Raw genomic sequence first — 16046 nt, forward strand, 5'->3', positions numbered from 1 at the left:
GGTCACGCCGTCCTGGTCGCGGTCGCGACGATCGCCATCCGGGGCACCTCGGCGACGAACTGCCCGTCGGCCCGGTAGACCACCGGCCGGACCGGGATGCCGTCCCGACCGCCGATCGCGGCCAGGTAGCCGGTGTGGTCGAAGTGGTGGGTGAGCAACCGCCACACCGCGTCGTCGCCGATCGTCGCGAAGAAGTCCCGGACGCCGTACATGTCGCCGACGTAGTCGCGCATCCCGGCGTACGCGGCCCGCTCGGTGTCGGCGCGCACGATCAGCGGGTCGTACAGGTCGACGACGCGCACCGGCAGGTCGGCGTCGGCGAACAGGCCGGCCAGCTCCGCGCGGGTGAAGTGCCGGTAGTCGTGGCCGCCGGCGGCGTGCGGATGCACCACCTCGGCGAAGAACCCGGCCATCGGGCTGGACTCGTCGAAGTCGTGCAGCACGATCCGGCCGCCGGGGCGGACCACCCGGGCCGCCTCCGCCACCGCCGGTGGCCGCCGGTGCGCCGGGATGTGGTGGGTGCCGTACGCCAGCAGCACCGCGTCCACGCTGCCGTCGCGCAGGAAGAGGAAGTGCGCGGCCTGGCGGACGGCGGGCAGGCCGTGCGCGAGCGCCCGGTCGACCATGTGGCCGGACACGTCACCGGTGACGAACGCCAACTTGGACTCGAAGCAGGCGGACTGGCTGCTCGCGGCGCGGGCCACGGTGCCGTCGCCGCCGAGCACGTCCAGGATCACGGTGACCGGCTCGGCGTCCGCCGGGGTGGCCAGCTCCAGCAGGCGCCGCATCCCGGTCCACCGCACCAGCGTGTCGCGCTGGGCCCGGCGGTACGAGTCGCCCCGGCCGGTGGAGTCGGTGTCGAACTCGCTCACCGTGGCGGCCAGTTCGGCCAGCGCCTCGGCCGCGCCCGGCCGCCCGAAGTCGAGCATCCCGCGCAGGTGGGGGTGGAGTGTCGCCACCGCGTGCAGGTAGTCGCGCAGGACCAGGGACGGCAGGTACGGCCGGCTCATCAGCACCTCGGCGCGCGCTACGGTGTGCCGCCTCGGCAGCGGCGTTCCTCGACGAAGGAATGGCGAACTCTAGCACCGCGTCTCGTCGATCCACCATGTCCGCCGGCCGGCATCGTGGAAGCCCCCGCGCACCGATGGGTCCTTACCTGTCCTTTGTCGCGGAATGCGCCGGAGCGGTGGGACAGGTGACGATGCGTCGCATCAGGTCCAGGATCTCCGACCGGTGCTCGGCCAGGAAGAAGTGCCCCCCGGCGTACACGTGGACCCGCGGCGGGGCCGCGCAGTCCCGCGCCCACCCGGCCGCCCGGTCCGGGTCGACGTGCTCGTCGCGGTCGCCGAGCAGCACGTGCACCGGCAGCTCCAGCGGCGGTCCGGGACGGTAGGCGTACCGCTCGGAGAGGGCGAAGTCGGCCCGGATCCCCGGCAGGATCAGCTCCATCAGCTCCCGGTCGGCCAGCAGCGCGGCCGACGTGACCCCGAAGTCGCGCAGCGCCTCGATCAGGTCGGTGTCGTCGAGCTCGTGGCAGCGCCGCGCGACCCGCCGGGTCTGCGGCCCCTCGGCGCCGCTGACCAGCAACGCCAGCGGATCGGGGCCGCCCCGGCGACGCAGCTCCCGGGTCACCTCGAACGCCACCAGCGCGCCCAGGCTGTGCCCGAACAGCAGGAACGGGCCCGACGCCCGCTCGGTGACCGCCGTCGTCAGCTCCGCCACCAGCCCGGTCAGATCGTCGACGGGCGGTTCGTGCAACCGGACCCCCCGGGCCGGCAACTGCGCGACCCGCACCGACAGCTCCGGCGGGGCCGCCTCCTGCCAGGGCGTGAACGACGCGGCGATGCCACCGGCGTACGGGAAGAGGAACACCTCGGCCCGGCCGGCCGTCCCGGTCGCCGACTCGAACCAGCGGTCCGCGCCGCCCGCGCTCCCCAGGGACATGACCACGAGCATAGACACGACCGCATCGCCGCGTCCGCGTCCAGCTTGACGCCGGGAAGCGACAGCGACGGCGACCGGGGGGTCAACCCGGGGTACGTGCCGTAGACTCATCGACAGATGTCACCAGCTGCTGATCCGGCCGGCCCAGCCGACCGACCAGTCCGATGGGGGGACTCACGTGGATCGCCCGACGACCACCGCTCCGCTGGCCGATCTCCGACGCACTCCGCTCGGCCAGATCCCGCTCTCCCGTGCCCGTGCCGTGGCACTGTCCGACACCCGCGCCGCGGACCAGCCGGCCCGCGTCGACGTCGCCGCCTTCGGCTCCTCGATCTGACCCCGCCGAGCCCGCGCCGCCCGACGCCCCTGAGCCAGTACGTTCTCAAGATCGTCAGTCGGTGCGACCTGTCCTGCGACCACTGCTACGTCTACGAGCACGCCGACCAGTCCTGGCGTCGGCAGCCGCACACCATGCCGCCACGGACGGTGGCGGCGGCGGCCCGGCGCATCGCGGAGCACGCCACCGCGCACCGGCTCGACGGCGTGCGGGTCGTGCTGCACGGCGGTGAGCCGCTGCTGGCCGGGGCGGCCGGGCTCGACGCCGTGGCGACCGAGCTGCGCCGTCGACTCGACCCGGTGACCCGGCTGGACCTGCGGATGCAGTCCAACGGGGTGCTGCTCACCGAGGAGATCGCCGAGGTGCTGGTCACCCACGGCGTGGCGGTCGGCATCTCGCTCGACGGCGACCGGGTCGCCAACGACCGGCACCGCCGCTACGCCAACGGGGCGAGCAGCCACGAGCGGGTGTTGCGGGCCCTCGCGTTGCTGCGCCGCCCGGAGTACCGGCCGAGCTTCGCCGGGCTGCTGTGCACCGTCGACCTCGCCAACGACCCGGTGCCGGCCTACCGGGCGCTGCTCGCCGAGGACCCGCCGCAGATCGACTTCCTGCTGCCGCACGCCAACTGGGACCGCCCACCGCCCCGTCCGTCCGGCGCCGCCACCCCGTACGCCGACTGGCTGCTCGCGGTGCACCGGGCCTGGACGGCCGACGGGCGCCCGGTGCCGATCCGCCTGCTGGACTCGCTGCTCGCCACGGCGGCCGGCGGTACGACCCGCACCGAGGCGGTCGGGCTGGCCGCCGCGGACCTCGCGGTGATCGAGACCGACGGCAGCTACGAGCAGGTCGACTCACTGAAGTCGGCGTACGACGGCGCGCCCGCCACCGGCCTGGACGTCTTCCGCCATCCGGTGGACGCGGTCGCCGCGCACCCGATGATCGCGGTCCGGCAGAGCGGCCTGGCGGGCCTCTGCGCGACCTGTCGGGCCTGTCCCGTGGTGCGCCGGTGCGGCGGCGGGCTGTTCGCCCACCGCTTCCGCGTCGGCAGCGGCTTCGACAACCCGTCCGCCTACTGCACTGACCTGCTCCATCTGGTCCACGGCGTGACGGGCGGTCCGGACGCGCCGGAACCGGCGGGTCCGGACGTCGCGGTGCCGCCGGCGTCGACCCGTCCGGCCGGCGCGGCCACCGTCGGGCCGGCGGCGTCGGCCCGCGACGGTCGCCCGGCCACCGTGCCGCCGGCACCCGGCCGGTCGGTCCGCGACGCGCCGGCCGACAACGGTCCGGCGCCGGACGCGCTGGACCCGGCGGTGCTCGACGACCTCGGCACCGGGTACGGCACCGAGACCTCCGTCCGCCAGCTCACCGAGGTGCACCTCGCCAAGACCCGCGCGCTGCTGGTCGCGCTCAGCCCGGCGACGGCCGGGCACCCGTTCGCCGGGCCCGCCTGGGACCGCCTGGTCGAGCTGGACGTCACCGCTCCGGCGGCCGTGGCCGACGTGCTGGGCCACCCGTTCGTCCGCCGGTGGGCGCACCGCTGCGTCCGGACGCCGGCGCTGGCCGACCTCGGCCGGCTCGCCGCGGTGGCCGCTGCGGCGGCGATCCGCGCCGGTGTCCCGGGCGACCTCGACGTGCCGCTGCGCGACGGCGTGCTCAGCCTCCCCACCCTGGGATCGCTCAGTTGGCCGGACGCGACGGGCCCGGTCACCGTCACCGCGGTGCCCGGCGGCTTTCGGGCTCGCGCCGGCGGCCGGACGGTCACGGTGCCGGTCGACGACGTCCCGCCCCGGCCGGAACCGGTCGGGGTCGACGCCCCGTCGGGTGGTCCGGTTCGGCTCCGGCCGGAACCGGCCGGGTCAGGCGTGCCGCCGGGCGGTGCGGTCGGGCCGGCCGGGTGGCGGCCGGCGCGTCGGGCCGAGGATCCGGCCGTGCTGATCGAGGACCTCGATCCGTACCGCGACAGCTACCAGGACCTGCCGGTGGCGCCCCGGCTCGGCCCGGCCGCCGCCGCCCGGTGGGCCGCCCAGCTCACCGCGGCGGTGCGGCGGATCGACACCACGGCCGGCGGATACGCCCCGGGCGTACGGGGGCTGCTGCGGGCCGTCGTGCCGCTGCGGCCGGACCCGCTAGGTCGGCACCGCAGCGCCACCGCCGCGTCCGCCTTCGGCGCGGTCGCGGTGACCCCGGTGCCCGACGACGCCGCCCTGGCCGTGCTGCTCGTGCACGAGGTGCAGCACCTCAAGCTCGACGGGTTGCTGGACGTGTGCGAGCTGGTCGACCGGGACGACACACGGCGGCTCACCGTGCCCTGGCGGGCGGATCCGCGCCCGGTCGAAGGGGTGCTGCACGGCACGTACGCCCACCTGGCGGTCGCCGACGTGTGGCGCCGACGCCCCGGCCCGGAGGCTGCGGCGCACCACCGCCGCTACCGCGACTGGACCCTCGACGCGCTCGACGCGCTGCACGGCCTGGGGGTCCTGACCGCGGCCGGCCAGCGGTTCACCACCCGGATGCGTGCCACGCTGGACGGCTGGTCGTGACCGTCGGGCATGCGACGCCGCACGCGCGGATGCTTGGCGTTGCCGACCACGGGCTCCATGATGGGGTGATGGACCGGTTCTGGCGTGGTGGTCTGGCGGCGGTGTCGGTGGTCGTCGCGGTTTCCGGGGTCACCGTCGTCCTGCTCGGGGAGGGACTGGACCGGGCGGAGAAGTGGGTGTCCATCGCCGGCGTCGTGCTCTCGGTCATCTTCGGTGCGGCCGGCGCGGTGCTCGGCTTCCTGCACTGGCGACACTCCGAGGCCACGCGGAGGCCGCCGGCGACCGGGGCCGGCGCGGGCAGCTCGGCCGCCACCAGCACCGCCGAGCCGGTCCCGGGACCGGACCTGCGCCACGCGCGGGGCGTCCAGGTGGGAAACGGCAACACCCAGGAGAACACGTTCCACTGACCCCGCGACCGTCCATGACGCCCGCCGGAGCCGGCCGCCGCTGATCAGTGGTCGGATCGCCGCCTGGTCTCGGCCGGCAGTTCGTCGATCTCGCCGCGCCAGTAGGCCAGGTTGTGCCGCGCGTTGCGGGTGTCCGGGTGGTCCGGGCCGAGCACCCGTTCCCGGTCGGTCACCAGGCGCCGGAACAGGTCCGCCGCCCCGGCACGATCTCCTGCCGCACCGGTCCAGCGGGCGATCTGGTACCGGGTCGCCAAAGTGTACGGATGATCCGGTCCCAGCACCCGGGTCCGGTCCCCGAGCAACTGGGCGAAGTCGGCGAGGGCGCCCGCCACGTCTCCGGAGAAGCCGCGCCACCGGGCGAGGCTGTGCCGGAAGTGGAAGGTGTCCGGATGGTCGGGACCCAACACCCGGATGCCGTCGACCACCAGCTCCCGGGTGGCCTCGGCGGCTCCCCACGGGTCACCGGCGATCGCCTGCCAGCGGGCCGCCAGGTGCCGGGCCGCCAGCGTGTCGCGGTCGTCGGGGCCGAGGAGACGCAGGCGGTCGGCGAGCAGGTCCCGGAACGCCGCCACCGCCCCGGGCGCGTCCCCGCTCTCCCCGCGCACGTAGGCGAGTCGTGAGCGTAGCCGCAGCGTGTCCACGTGCTCGGGGCCGAAGACCCGACGGTAGACGGGCAGCAGTCGCTCGAAGGCCGCGAGGGCACCCGACGCGTCGCCGGCCTCGCCGCGCCACAACGCGTGCTGGAAGCGGGCGGCCAGGGTCTCGGGATGATCCGCCCCGAGCCGGCCCTCCCGCTCCCGGGCGAGTTCCTCGAACGTGCGGGCAGCCTCGGCGAACTCGCCGGATTCGCCCCGCCAGTAGGCGATCTCGTAGCTGGTGCGCGACAGGAACGGGTGATCCGTTCCGAGCTGGGCGGCGGCCGTCGCGTGGAGGTGTCGGAAGTAGCGGACCGCCGCGTCGACGCGACCGGCCCGCCCGAGGCTGGTCCCCACGCGCAGCAGCAGCGGGTGCCCGCCGGTGCTGTCGTCGAGCAGGACCTGTCGGCGGTGGGTCACACCGTGGGCCGTCACGCTCGCGGCGTTGGCCCGCAGGAGCGCAACGAGGTCGTGGTCGCGTTCGTTGCGGGGCCACGCCTGGTACAGGGCGTCCGCCGCGACGCGGACCGTCTCGTCGAGTCGTTCCCCGAGCTGTTCCCGGGTGGCCCGCTGGACCAGCGCGTGCACCCGGACGGGACGGGGCGACCGGTAGGTGATCAGGCTGAGCCGGTCCAGGGCGTGCAGCGCGTCCCGCACCATGTCGGCGTCCACGGCCGACGACCGGGCGCCGGAGAGGCTGTCGAGGACCGGTCCGCTGGTGAGCACCGTCGCGGGCACGCCGTTGGGATCGAGCACGCTGAGGAGGTCGAGCACCAGCCCGGCCAGGCCCACCGGGCGCAGCTGATTCGCCAACTCCACGGACATGGACCAGGTCGTGGCGATGGTCATCGACTGGTCGTCGGGGAGCAGGTCGCTCTCCGGCGTCAGATCCAGCAGCCGATGCTTGCGGTCGGCGAAACGCCGACGGTAGGCGGCGCAGTCGAGGCCACGATCGATCATGAACGCGGCTGCCTGCGCGAGCGCCAGCGGAAGGTGGCCGACATCCTCCGCCAACCGAGCCGCCGCCTCCGCGTCGGCGGCGAGCGGACCGAGTTTGCACTGCAGGTACCGCGTCGCCTCGGTGGGCGTGAAGAGCTCGACCATGGCCGTTTCCCGACTGTGTGAGGTCATCGCGGCGTCCCGACGCCGGGTGGTCAACAGGACCCGACCCGCCGGCGAGATCGGGGGCCACCAGCCCCGCAGGTCGCCCGGGTTGGCGACGTCGTCGAGCACGACCAGCCATCGCCGGTCCGTCCGCTGGAGCCAGGCGAGCAGCGCGACGGCCGCCCGCTCCCCCTCGTCGGCCCTGGCGACGCCGACCGCGGCGGCGGCCCGCACGTAGGCGGCGACGACCGCGTCCCGGGTCGAGGCGGTCGCCCAGAGCAGGAGGTCGACCTCCTGCGCGGCCCACGCCGCGTTGGCCACCTTGGCCGCCACCTGCGTCTTGCCCACTCCGCCGAGCCCGGACAGGACGAGCGTCCCCGACGCCCCCTCGCGGCCGTGGACCAGCCGGCGGGCCTGGTAACAGTCCGCTTCAGCCGGCACCACCCCCACCTGCACCGGCCAGTCGACCGCCGACGACCGGTGGTGGAAGTGGTTGTGCTGGACGTTACCGGAGCCGACCTGCACTCCCTGGCCGCTGCCGAGCCGAACATCCGCGGCCGGCTGATCAACCTCGGTCATGGCCGCCGCCCAGGGGGATCACCGCACGGCTCCTTCTCGTACACCGGAGCGTTCGACTGAGGGTGTTGGTAAAGTCACAGGTCCTTGTGGACACCGGCAGCTTACCCTCCGTGATCACAGGGCGGCAACACGTCAGACGTGTACGGCAGGTGCGTCGCGCCCGTGCGTCCCGGGTGGTGCGGCAGGGTGGTGGGGATGACAGCGCCGATCGACCGCGCCGGGCTCGCCGCCGCACTGCGGGCTGTCGGCCTGACCGAGGGTCGCCCCGTGCTGGTGCACGCGTCGTTGCGGCGGATCGGGCCGGTGGTGGGAGGACCGGCCACGGTGCTCGCCGCGCTGCGCGACACGCTCGGGGAGGCCGGAACGATCGTGGTGCCGGCGCAGACCGCCGGCAACTCGATCACCTCGCCGGCCTTTCGGGCCCGCACCGCCGGCCTGAGCGCGCAGGAGGTGACCGCGGTCGAGGCGACCATCGCGCCGTTCCACCCCGGACACAGCCCGTCGGAGGGCATGGGCGCGCTGGCCGAGCATGTCCGACGGCAACCGGGCGCGCGGCGCAGTCGGCATCCACAGACGTCGTTCGCCGCACTCGGTCCGGACGCCGCGACGGTGACCGGCGTCCACGACCTGGAGTGCCACCTCGGCGAACGGTCCCCGCTCGGCGCCCTGTACGCCGCCGACGCCCTGGTCCTGTTGCTCGGCGTCGGCTACGAGGCCTGCACGGCGTTCCACCTCGCCGAGTACCGGCTCGCCCGTCGCCCTCCGAGGCGCCCGTACCGCTGCTACGTCCTCGACGACGCGGGCCGGCGGGTCCGGCGCGACTTCCACGGCCTCGCCCTGAACGACGCGGACTTCCCACGGATCGGCGCGGCCATGGATGCCCTGCCCGCCGTCCGACGCGGATCGGTGGGCGCCGGCACCGGGCGGCTGTTCGGAATCCGGGCAGCGGTCGATTTCGCCGGACGGTGGATGAGCGACCACCCACCGGAGCAGCAGCGACGAGGGGAAGACCGATGACGGAGGAGCGCGACGGTCAGATCGTCACCTTCTACTCGTACCAGGGCGGCACCGGACGGACGATGGCGCTGGCCAACACCGCCTGGATCCTCGCCGCCAACGGCCAGCGGGTGCTCGTCGCCGACTGGGACCTGGAATCGCCGGGCCTGCACCGGTTCTTCGCCCCCTTTCTCGACGCCGAGCAGGTCGCCTCTACCGGCGGCGTGCTGGATCTGATCCTCGAGTACGAGTGGGAGAGCTCGAGGAGGTCCGCGGAGGCCGAGCACGCCGGGCGCTCCCCGGCGGCCTACCGGCCCGGCAACTGGCACCGGCAGATGGCGAGGGTGTGGAAGTACGCCTTCCCGGTCGGCTGGGAGTTCCCCGGCGGCGGCAGCCTGGACCTGCTGCTCGCGGGCCGGCACAACCCGGACTACGGCACCGGCGTCGCCGGCCTGGGCTGGGACAACTTCTACAACCGCCAGGGCGGCGCGCTCTTCTTCGACGCCCTGCGGGAGGACATGAAGCGGCACTACGACTGGACGTTGCTGGACAGCCGCACCGGCCTCAGCGACGTCGCCGAGATCTGCACCATCCACCTGCCGGACGTGCTGGTCGACTGTTTCACCCTGAGCGACAGAGGCATCGACGGGGCCGCGGCCGTCGCCACCCGGATCCGCGATGTCGGGGCGCGGCGGACCCGGCGGGTGCTGCCGGTGCCGATGCGGGTGAAGGAGCGGGAGGCGGGCCGGACGGAAGCCCGCCGGGCGCTGGCGATGCAGCGCTTCGCCGGCCTGCCGGACGGGATGACCGACGCCGAGCGGCGGACGTACTGGCACACCGTCGGAGTCCCCTACCGGGCCTCCTACGCGTACGAGGAGACGCTGGCCACCTTCGGCGACCGTGCGGGCGACGGGACCACGCTGCTGGCCGCGTACGAGACGCTGACCAGCTATCTCACCGGCGGGCGGATCAGGGCGCTGCCCCGGATCGACGAGGCGCTGCGCCGCCGCACGCTAGCCCGGTTCGCACCCGGGTCAACCGTCGCCGACCAGCTCGTCAGCCCGGCCCTGGTGTTCAACCCGCCCAGCCGCAACCCGCGGTTCACCGGCCGGAAGGAGCTGCTGCGCCGGCTGCGGGAGGAGTTGGTGGCCGCAGCCGGCACCGGTCTCCCGGTGGTGCTGCGCGGCGGCCCGGGCATCGGCAAGACACAGCTCGCCATCGAGTACGCGCACCGCTTCCGCGGCGCGTACGACGTCGTCTGGTGGATCCCGGCGGACCCGCCCCAGTTCGTCGACGTGCGGGTGGCCGACCTCGGCGACGCGCTGGGGCTTCCCCGGCCGCCCACCGTCCCGGAGATGACCCGGGCGGTACGGCAGCGGCTCAGCCGGCCCGACGGCGGGCCACCGGAGCGGTGGCTGCTGGTGTTCGACGGCGTCGACGACTACGCGCACGTCCGCGACCACCTGCCGCAGGGCACCGGGCACGTGCTGATCACCAGTCGTGACCCGGCCCGGGTGCACCCGGGCCGGACGCTGGACGTGACGGCGTTCGAGCGGGCCGAGAGCGTGGCGCACCTGCGTGGCCGGGTCAGCGGCCTGTCGACGACCGAGGCCGAGCAGATCGCCGACGCGGTCGAGAACGTGCCGAGCCTCGTGGCGCTGGCCGGCGCGTGGCTGGCCGACACCGGCGCCCCGGCGGCGTCGGTGATGTCCCACCTCTCGAAGCGGTCGGAGTCGCCGTAGCCGGGCCGGTCGTGGCTGATCAGCGTGCCGCCAGGCGGTAGCGGACGATGCCTCGCTGCTTCGGCCCGTGCGGCTGCCCGGCGCCCCACCCGAGCCCTCCTGCCTCGCCCACGTTTCGCCGGAGCCGCCACGGGTGAATGTCGGCGCATGTCATCGCTGTCCTCGCGGGCTCGCGGCACCGTCTCCCGCGCCGCCGACAATCCCACCCTGGAGCGTCTCACCCGGGCCGGCTTCATCGGCTACGGCATCCTGCACCTGCTCTTCGCCTGGGTGATCGTCCGGGTCGCATCCGGCGGGCCGGCCGCCGACGGCGACCAGTCGGGCGCCATGCAGGAGATCGCCGACGAGCCGTTCGGCCTGGTGCTCGTCGTGGCGATCGTCGTCGGGCTGGTGGCCATGGCGGTCTGGCAGGTGCTGGAGATGCTCCGGGAGCGCCGGCCGACCGAGCGGCTGGCGTCGGCCGGCCGGGCCGCGTTCTACCTCTACCTCGCGTTCAGCGGGGTGAAGGTGGTGCGCGGCAAGAAGTCGTCAAGCGCCGACACCCAGCAGGACACCGCCGAGGGTCTGCTCGCGTCGAGCGGCGGACGGGTCGCCGTCCTCGTGGCGGGCCTGGTCCTGGCCGGGCTCGGGGGCTGGTTGGCGTTCGTCGGAGTCACCGGGCGCTTCGAGAAGCACCTGCGGGTCGGCGAGACGGCGGCGGCGACCCGGCGGCTGGTGCGCCGGCTCGGCACGGCGGGTTTCGTGGCCAAGGGGCTGGCGTACGGGATCGCCGGGGTGCTGTTCGTCCTGGCGGCGTGGCGGTACGAGCCGGACCGGGCGCGCGGGCTCGACGCGGCGCTGCGGACGCTGGCCGGCGAGCCCTACGGCACCGGGCTGCTGCTCGTGGTCGCGGCCGGGTTCGCGGCGTACGGGCTGTTCGCGGTGACCGAGGCACGCTTCCGCAAGGTGTGAGCCGGGGCGCGCGCCGGCACCGGGTGCCGGGGCGCGCCCCCGCCCGTGCGCTCAGAAGCCGGTCAGCCCGGCGCCGTAGGGGTAGAGCGGATTGCCGTACGTCGTCGCCGGGGGCTGGCCGGCGTCGATCGCGGCCCGGATCTGCCCCCGCTCGGTCGCGGTCGCGCCCAGGTCGTACGGCAGGTCCCACGACTCGACCGCGTCGGTCGGGGTGTCGGTGCCGCCCGGACGCAGCACGTCGGAGAGGTTGCGGGGCAGTTGCCAGGGCAGCTTGCCGCGCGGCTGGTAGTCGCCGAAGAGCAGGCCGGCCAGGGCCGGGCCCATCTCCTCGCCGCCCCGGTAGGTGACCACTATGGCGCTGGCCAGGTCCCGCCACTCGGTGATGACGTAGGGCCGGGGCAGCACCAGCGCCACCACCACCGGGATGCCCCGGGCGCGGAACTTCTGGATCACCGCGAGCTGGTCCGGCGGCAGGTACGGCTGTTCCTTGGGCCAGTTGGTCGCGTGGGTGTAGGAGGCCTCGCCGACCGCGACCACCGCCAGCTTCGGGTTCGGGCTGTCGTCCTGGTGCACGGTCACCCCGGCCTCGGCGGCCCGGGCCCGGATGGCGTCCAGGATGGTCCGGGAGCCGTACTCGGCGTGGAAGAAGCTGGTCCACACGCAGCAGGAGCCGCCGTCGGCCGCCCGCGGACCGGCGACCACGATGTCGTCACCGGCGGCGAGCCGCACCGGCAGCGTGCCGGCGTCGTTCTTCAGCAGGGTCATCGCCTCGCGGGCGGCCTGGTCGGCCAGCGCCGCGTACGCCGGCTGGTGGAAGCGGTACGGGCCGTTGACCGGGTCGCCGTACGGGGCCTCGAAGATGCCGAGCTGGAACTTGAGCCGCAGCACCCGCCGGACCGCGTCGTCGATGCGCGACGCCGGCACGTTGGCCACGAAGTCGGCGATCGAGAAGCCGGCCGCGCCCGGGTCGGCGCCGCCCATCACGTCGGAGCCGGCCTTCGCCGCGCCGATCCAGGAGCCCGACGGCAGCCAGTCGGTGGTGATCAGTCCCTGGTACCCGAGGTTCTGCCGCAGGTAGGCGAGGATCTTGGCGCTGTCGCCGGCACCGGGGCCACCCGGGTCGAGCAGTGAGCTGCCCGCGTATCCGGGCATGATGTTGACCGCGCCGGCCTCCATGGCCGCGCGGAACGGGATCATGTGGTACTTGATCGTCACGTTGTCGTAGACGATCAGGGCCTCGCCGCCGGCGCCCTCGCCGGGCCAGTGCTTGACCGTCGCCAGCACCGAGTGCGGGTTCAGCTCCGGGCCGCCCTGGAGGCCGGCCACCAGGGCGCGGACCTGGGCCGCGGCGACCTGCGCGTTCTCGCCGTTGCCCTCCTGGATCCGGGGGTAGATCACCTTGGTGCCGACCTCGGCCAGCGGCCCGAGCACGCCGCGGGTGCCGACCTCCAACTGTTCCCGCCGCTGCATGTCGCCGAGCCGGTAGTCGAGGGGGTAGTTCCTCGCCGCGGCCAGCGCGCTCTGCATCGGGTACGTCGTCTGGTAGCCGTGGATGGTGTCGCCCGCCGAGACGAACGGGATGCCCAGCCGGGTGCCGGCCGAGGCGAGCAGTTGGCTGTGCAGGTCCGCCGCCTGCGCGGGGCCGAAGTGCCAACCCGATCGGGGGTACGCCTGGGCGTTGTAGAACAGCTGGTACGCCTTCTCCTCGGGCGTCATCCGGGCGAGCAGGTCGTCCACCCGGCTCGACACCGGCAGCCGCCAGTTCTCGTACGGTTCGATGGCGCCGCTGCGGTTGAGGTCGCGGGCGCCGGCGACAATGCCGATCCCGTCGGCGACGTTCTCCAGCACCGGCAGGTAGACGCTGAAGCGCCGGATGGTCGAGGTGACCGGTGTGCCGCCGACGGTGGTGACGTACCACTGGTAGGTCCAGCGGTCCGGCAGGTCCCAGGTGGGCGTGTAGGTCGTGCCGGTCGGCTCGGCGACCTTGGTGTAGAGGTCGAGCAGGTTGCCGGCGGCGGTGAAGTCGTAGTCGGTGCGACTGATGTTGATCCACACCTGGTAGCGGGTCGCGCCGGCGACCGCCGTCCAGCTCAGCGCGGGCCGGCGGGTGGTGGTGACCATCGCCGCGTCGGCCGGCGCGGTCAGCGCGAACTGGTCGCGGGTCGCCGGCGGGCGGGTGGGGCCGGAGAGCAGCGGCGCGGTGGTGGCGGTGTCGTCGACGCCGCCGTACGCCTGCACCTCCCACAGCGAGTAGCCGTAGCCGGTGGCCCGGGCGGTGCCGTAGAGACGCAGGTAACGACCGGTGCCGGTGACGGTGAGCTGTTCGGTGCCGCCCCGGCCGGTGGTGGTGGCGTAGATCGTGGTCCAGGTGGCACCGTCGGCGGACGTCTCCAGGCGGTAGCCGGTGGCGTAGGCGGCCTCCCAGGCGAGCACCACCCGGTTGATGGTGGCGACGCCGCCGAAGTCGATGCTCAGCCACTGCGGGTCGCTGCCGAACTGGCTCGACCAGCGGGTGGTGCTCCGCCCGTCGAGCGCGGCGGCGGGCGCGTTGCCACCCTCCCACGAGGACGCGGCGACCTTCCGGAACTCCGAGATGGGCCGGCCGGTGGGCGGCGGGGTGGTGCCGATGCTGCCGAAGACCTTGAACTCCCAGAGCGAGTAGCCGTAGCCGGTGGCCCGGGCGGTGCCGTACATCCGCACGTAGCGACCGGTGCCGGTGACCGTGAGGGTCTGCGTGCCGCCGGTGCCGGCGGTGGTGGTGTGGATGGTGGTCCACGGTCCGGTCGGCGCGGCGGCCACCTGGAGCTGGAACGCGGTCGCGTAGGCCGCCTCCCAGACGAGCTGTACCTGGTCGACGGTGGCGGTGGCCCCGAGGTCGACCTGGAGCCACTGCGGGTCGGCGAACGCGCTGGACCAACGGGTGCCGGCGTCGCCGTCGGTGGCGGCGGCGGCCGGGGTGGCGGCGCCCTCGGACGACGAGGCGGTGGTGGGGCGTCCCTGCGAGATCAGCGGCCCGGCCGCGACGGCGGCCGGGCCGGGCACGACGAGACATGTGGCGAGGAGGGCGAGCAGCGCCAGCGCCACGCCGGCCGGGCGGTGCCGGCGGCGTACGGGTGCGGGCAGCGGTGGTGTCGCGGGCATGCGTGGCTCCCAGACGGTGGTGGTGGGGACCTTGCGGAGAGAGCGCCCTCGCACCCAGCGTCATCGACGCTCTTCACTGAGTCAACGATGCGCGGAAAGTCCGGAAAAGATCATGGAGCGCCGGTTGTTCCTTGACAGCGACCGCGATCCGGGTCCACCCTCGGTGACCGAGAGAGCGCCCTCCGTCGGATCCACCGAAGGAGGCGTTCATGTCCCCCACCCCACCCGTCCCGCACCGGCTCGTGCCGGCCCGTCCCGTCCCCGGCCGTCCCGGGCGTCGGCTGCTCGCCGCCGCCGTCACCGCGCTCACCCTGCTCGCCGGCGGCATGCTCGCCGCCGCCCCCTCGGCGGGCGCCGCCCCGGGCCTCGCCGCCTGCGGCGGCAACGTGGCCGCCGGCCGCCCGGCGGTCGCCTCGTCCACCGAGAGCGCCGCCTTCCCGGCCTCGGCCGCCGTCGACGGCAACACCGGCACCCGGTGGTCGAGCGCCTTCGCCGACCCGCAGTGGCTACGCGTCGACCTCGGCGCCACCCGGACCATCTGCCAGGTCACGCTCCAATGGGAGGCCGCGTACGCGGTGGCCTTCCAACTCCAGGTGGCCGCCGCACCGGACGGGCCGTGGACCACCGTCTCCTCGACCACCTCCGGCACCGGCGGCACGCAGACCCTCGCGGTCACCGGCACCGGCCGCTATCTGCGGATGTACGGCACGACCCGGGCCACGCCCTACGGCTACTCGCTCTGGGAGGTGGCGGTCGCCACCACCGACGGCTCGACGACGCCGCCGACCACCCCGCCGCCGACCGGCGGGTTCTGGGGTGACACGACGAGCATTCCGCCGGCCCGCAACGTGCTCACCGTCAAGGTGCTCAACCGGACCAACGGCCGCTACCCCGACAGTCAGGTCTACTGGAGCTTCAACGGGCAGACCCACTCCATCGCCGAGCAGCCCTACCTGGACATGCCGGTCAACTCGGCCGGTCGGATGTACTTCCGGCTCGGCTCGCCGACCAGTCAGTACAGCGACTTCATCGAGTTCACGGTGGGTACGAACCAGTTCAACGGCAACACCACCCGGGTCGACGCGTTCGCGCTCAAGCTGGCGATGCGGCTGCACGCGCGCGACGGCTACGACGTCGCGGTCGGCGAGAACGAGGCGACCTTCGCCGAGGACCGCTCGGTGACGTTCCAGCGCTTCGCCGACGCGGTGCCGGCGGAGTTCAAGCATCTGGCCAGCATCGAGGCGCCCTACCGGATCCCGGCGCCGGGCAGCTCGCCGCAGTTCCGGGCCGGCGGCCAGTACGCCGGCTACTTCACCGCGTACGCCACCTCGGTGGGGCTGCCGGCGGCCACGTCGGACATCTTCGGCTGCGCCGGCCGGTTCGCCGGTGACCCGACCGGCTGCGCCGCGCTGAACCGGCACACCGCGCAGCTCGCCCGGACGCAGTGGGAGGACCCGACCCGCTTCTACCAGCAGTCGCCGGCCAACTGGTACGCGAAGTTCTGGCACGACCGCGCCATCAACGGCCGCGCCTACGGCTTCCCGTACGACGACGTCGCCGACCAGTCGTCGTTCGTCTCGCACGGCGACCCGCAGTGGCTGCTCGTCGCCGTCGGCTGGTGAACGCGTGACGGTTCCGGAGCCGCCCCGGGCGGCTCCGGAACCGACGCG

Annotated in this window: 10 protein-coding genes and 1 pseudogene; 7 read left to right on the top strand and 4 right to left on the bottom strand. The window is 74.2% G+C overall.

What is annotated here, in order from left to right:
* Positions 1–2: 2 nt before the first annotated feature.
* Entirely contained in the window at positions 3–1010 is a 1008-nt protein-coding gene (locus OG767_RS21250) for a class I SAM-dependent methyltransferase (RefSeq protein WP_405090177.1), read from the bottom strand.
* Positions 1011–1152: 142 nt separating this feature from the next.
* Positions 1153–1944 carry a thioesterase II family protein gene (locus OG767_RS21255; protein WP_405090178.1) on the bottom strand — a complete coding sequence of 264 codons (792 nt, stop codon included), beginning with the start codon at positions 1942–1944 and terminating at the stop codon, positions 1153–1155.
* A gap of 133 nt (positions 1945–2077) precedes the next feature.
* On the opposite strand from OG767_RS21255, the gene fxsA reads away from it, so the two are divergent.
* The 3 genes from fxsA to OG767_RS21270 all read left to right on the top strand — a co-directional run bounded on the left by fxsA (position 2078) and on the right by OG767_RS21270 (position 5228).
* Complete coding sequence (fxsA, locus tag OG767_RS21260; protein WP_405094268.1) at positions 2078–2281, top strand: FxSxx-COOH cyclophane-containing RiPP peptide; 204 nt, start codon at positions 2078–2080, stop codon at positions 2279–2281.
* Positions 2282–2310: 29 nt separating this feature from the next.
* Complete coding sequence (locus OG767_RS21265; protein ID WP_405094269.1) at positions 2311–4821, top strand: FxsB family cyclophane-forming radical SAM/SPASM peptide maturase; 2511 nt, start codon at positions 2311–2313, stop codon at positions 4819–4821.
* A 68-nt stretch (positions 4822–4889) separates the two neighbouring features.
* The gene (locus OG767_RS21270) at positions 4890–5228 is read left to right on the top strand and encodes a hypothetical protein (protein WP_405090179.1); all 339 of its coding nucleotides are present in this window, start codon (positions 4890–4892) and stop codon (positions 5226–5228) included.
* A gap of 44 nt (positions 5229–5272) precedes the next feature.
* On the opposite strand, the gene OG767_RS21275 is transcribed toward OG767_RS21270, so the two are convergent.
* Positions 5273–7546, bottom strand: coding sequence for a tetratricopeptide repeat protein (locus tag OG767_RS21275; RefSeq protein ID WP_405090180.1), 2274 nt, complete (start codon positions 7544–7546; stop codon positions 5273–5275).
* 195 nt (positions 7547–7741) lie between these two features.
* On the opposite strand from OG767_RS21275, the gene OG767_RS21280 reads away from it, so the two are divergent.
* The 3 genes and pseudogenes from OG767_RS21280 (at position 7742) to OG767_RS21290 (ending at position 11235) form a co-directional block, all read left to right on the top strand.
* Complete coding sequence (locus tag OG767_RS21280; protein ID WP_405090181.1) at positions 7742–8563, top strand: aminoglycoside N(3)-acetyltransferase; 822 nt, start codon at positions 7742–7744, stop codon at positions 8561–8563.
* Positions 8560–10266 (top strand): annotated as a pseudogene (locus OG767_RS21285) (KGGVGR-motif variant AAA ATPase); the annotation flags it as partial. The gene OG767_RS21280 and the pseudogene OG767_RS21285, both read left to right, overlap by 4 nt.
* A gap of 165 nt (positions 10267–10431) precedes the next feature.
* Positions 10432–11235 carry a DUF1206 domain-containing protein gene (locus OG767_RS21290; RefSeq protein WP_405090182.1) on the top strand — a complete coding sequence of 268 codons (804 nt, stop codon included), beginning with the start codon at positions 10432–10434 and terminating at the stop codon, positions 11233–11235.
* Positions 11236–11286: 51 nt separating this feature from the next.
* Here OG767_RS21290 and OG767_RS21295 read toward each other — a convergent pair whose 3' ends face one another.
* Positions 11287–14376 carry a discoidin domain-containing protein gene (locus OG767_RS21295; protein WP_405090183.1) on the bottom strand — a complete coding sequence of 1030 codons (3090 nt, stop codon included), beginning with the start codon at positions 14374–14376 and terminating at the stop codon, positions 11287–11289.
* Positions 14377–14585: 209 nt separating this feature from the next.
* On the opposite strand from OG767_RS21295, the gene OG767_RS21300 reads away from it, so the two are divergent.
* A complete protein-coding gene (locus OG767_RS21300; RefSeq protein WP_405090184.1) occupies positions 14586–15998 on the top strand; it encodes a beta-1,3-glucanase family protein in 1413 nt (470 codons plus the stop codon).
* Positions 15999–16046: the final 48 nt, after the last annotated feature.

It is taken from the genome of Micromonospora sp. NBC_01392 (assembly GCF_045040125.1).
Taxonomy (GTDB): Bacteria; Actinomycetota; Actinomycetes; order Mycobacteriales; family Micromonosporaceae; genus Micromonospora.

Bases quoted from the DNA above. Each gene is read 5' to 3' on its own strand.
- OG767_RS21280 (WP_405090181.1), top strand. From the start codon at position 7,742: ATGACAGCGCCGATCGACCGCGCCGGGCTCGCCGCCGCACTGCGGGCT.
- OG767_RS21295 (WP_405090183.1), bottom strand. From the start codon at position 14,376: ATGCCCGCGACACCACCGCTGCCCGCACCCGTACGCCGCCGGCACCGC.
- OG767_RS21255 (WP_405090178.1), bottom strand. From the start codon at position 1,944: ATGTCCCTGGGGAGCGCGGGCGGCGCGGACCGCTGGTTCGAGTCGGCG.
- OG767_RS21290 (WP_405090182.1), top strand. From the start codon at position 10,432: ATGTCATCGCTGTCCTCGCGGGCTCGCGGCACCGTCTCCCGCGCCGCC.
- OG767_RS21270 (WP_405090179.1), top strand. From the start codon at position 4,890: ATGGACCGGTTCTGGCGTGGTGGTCTGGCGGCGGTGTCGGTGGTCGTC.
- OG767_RS21300 (WP_405090184.1), top strand. From the start codon at position 14,586: ATGTCCCCCACCCCACCCGTCCCGCACCGGCTCGTGCCGGCCCGTCCC.
- OG767_RS21250 (WP_405090177.1), bottom strand. From the start codon at position 1,010: ATGAGCCGGCCGTACCTGCCGTCCCTGGTCCTGCGCGACTACCTGCAC.
- OG767_RS21275 (WP_405090180.1), bottom strand. From the start codon at position 7,546: ATGACCGAGGTTGATCAGCCGGCCGCGGATGTTCGGCTCGGCAGCGGC.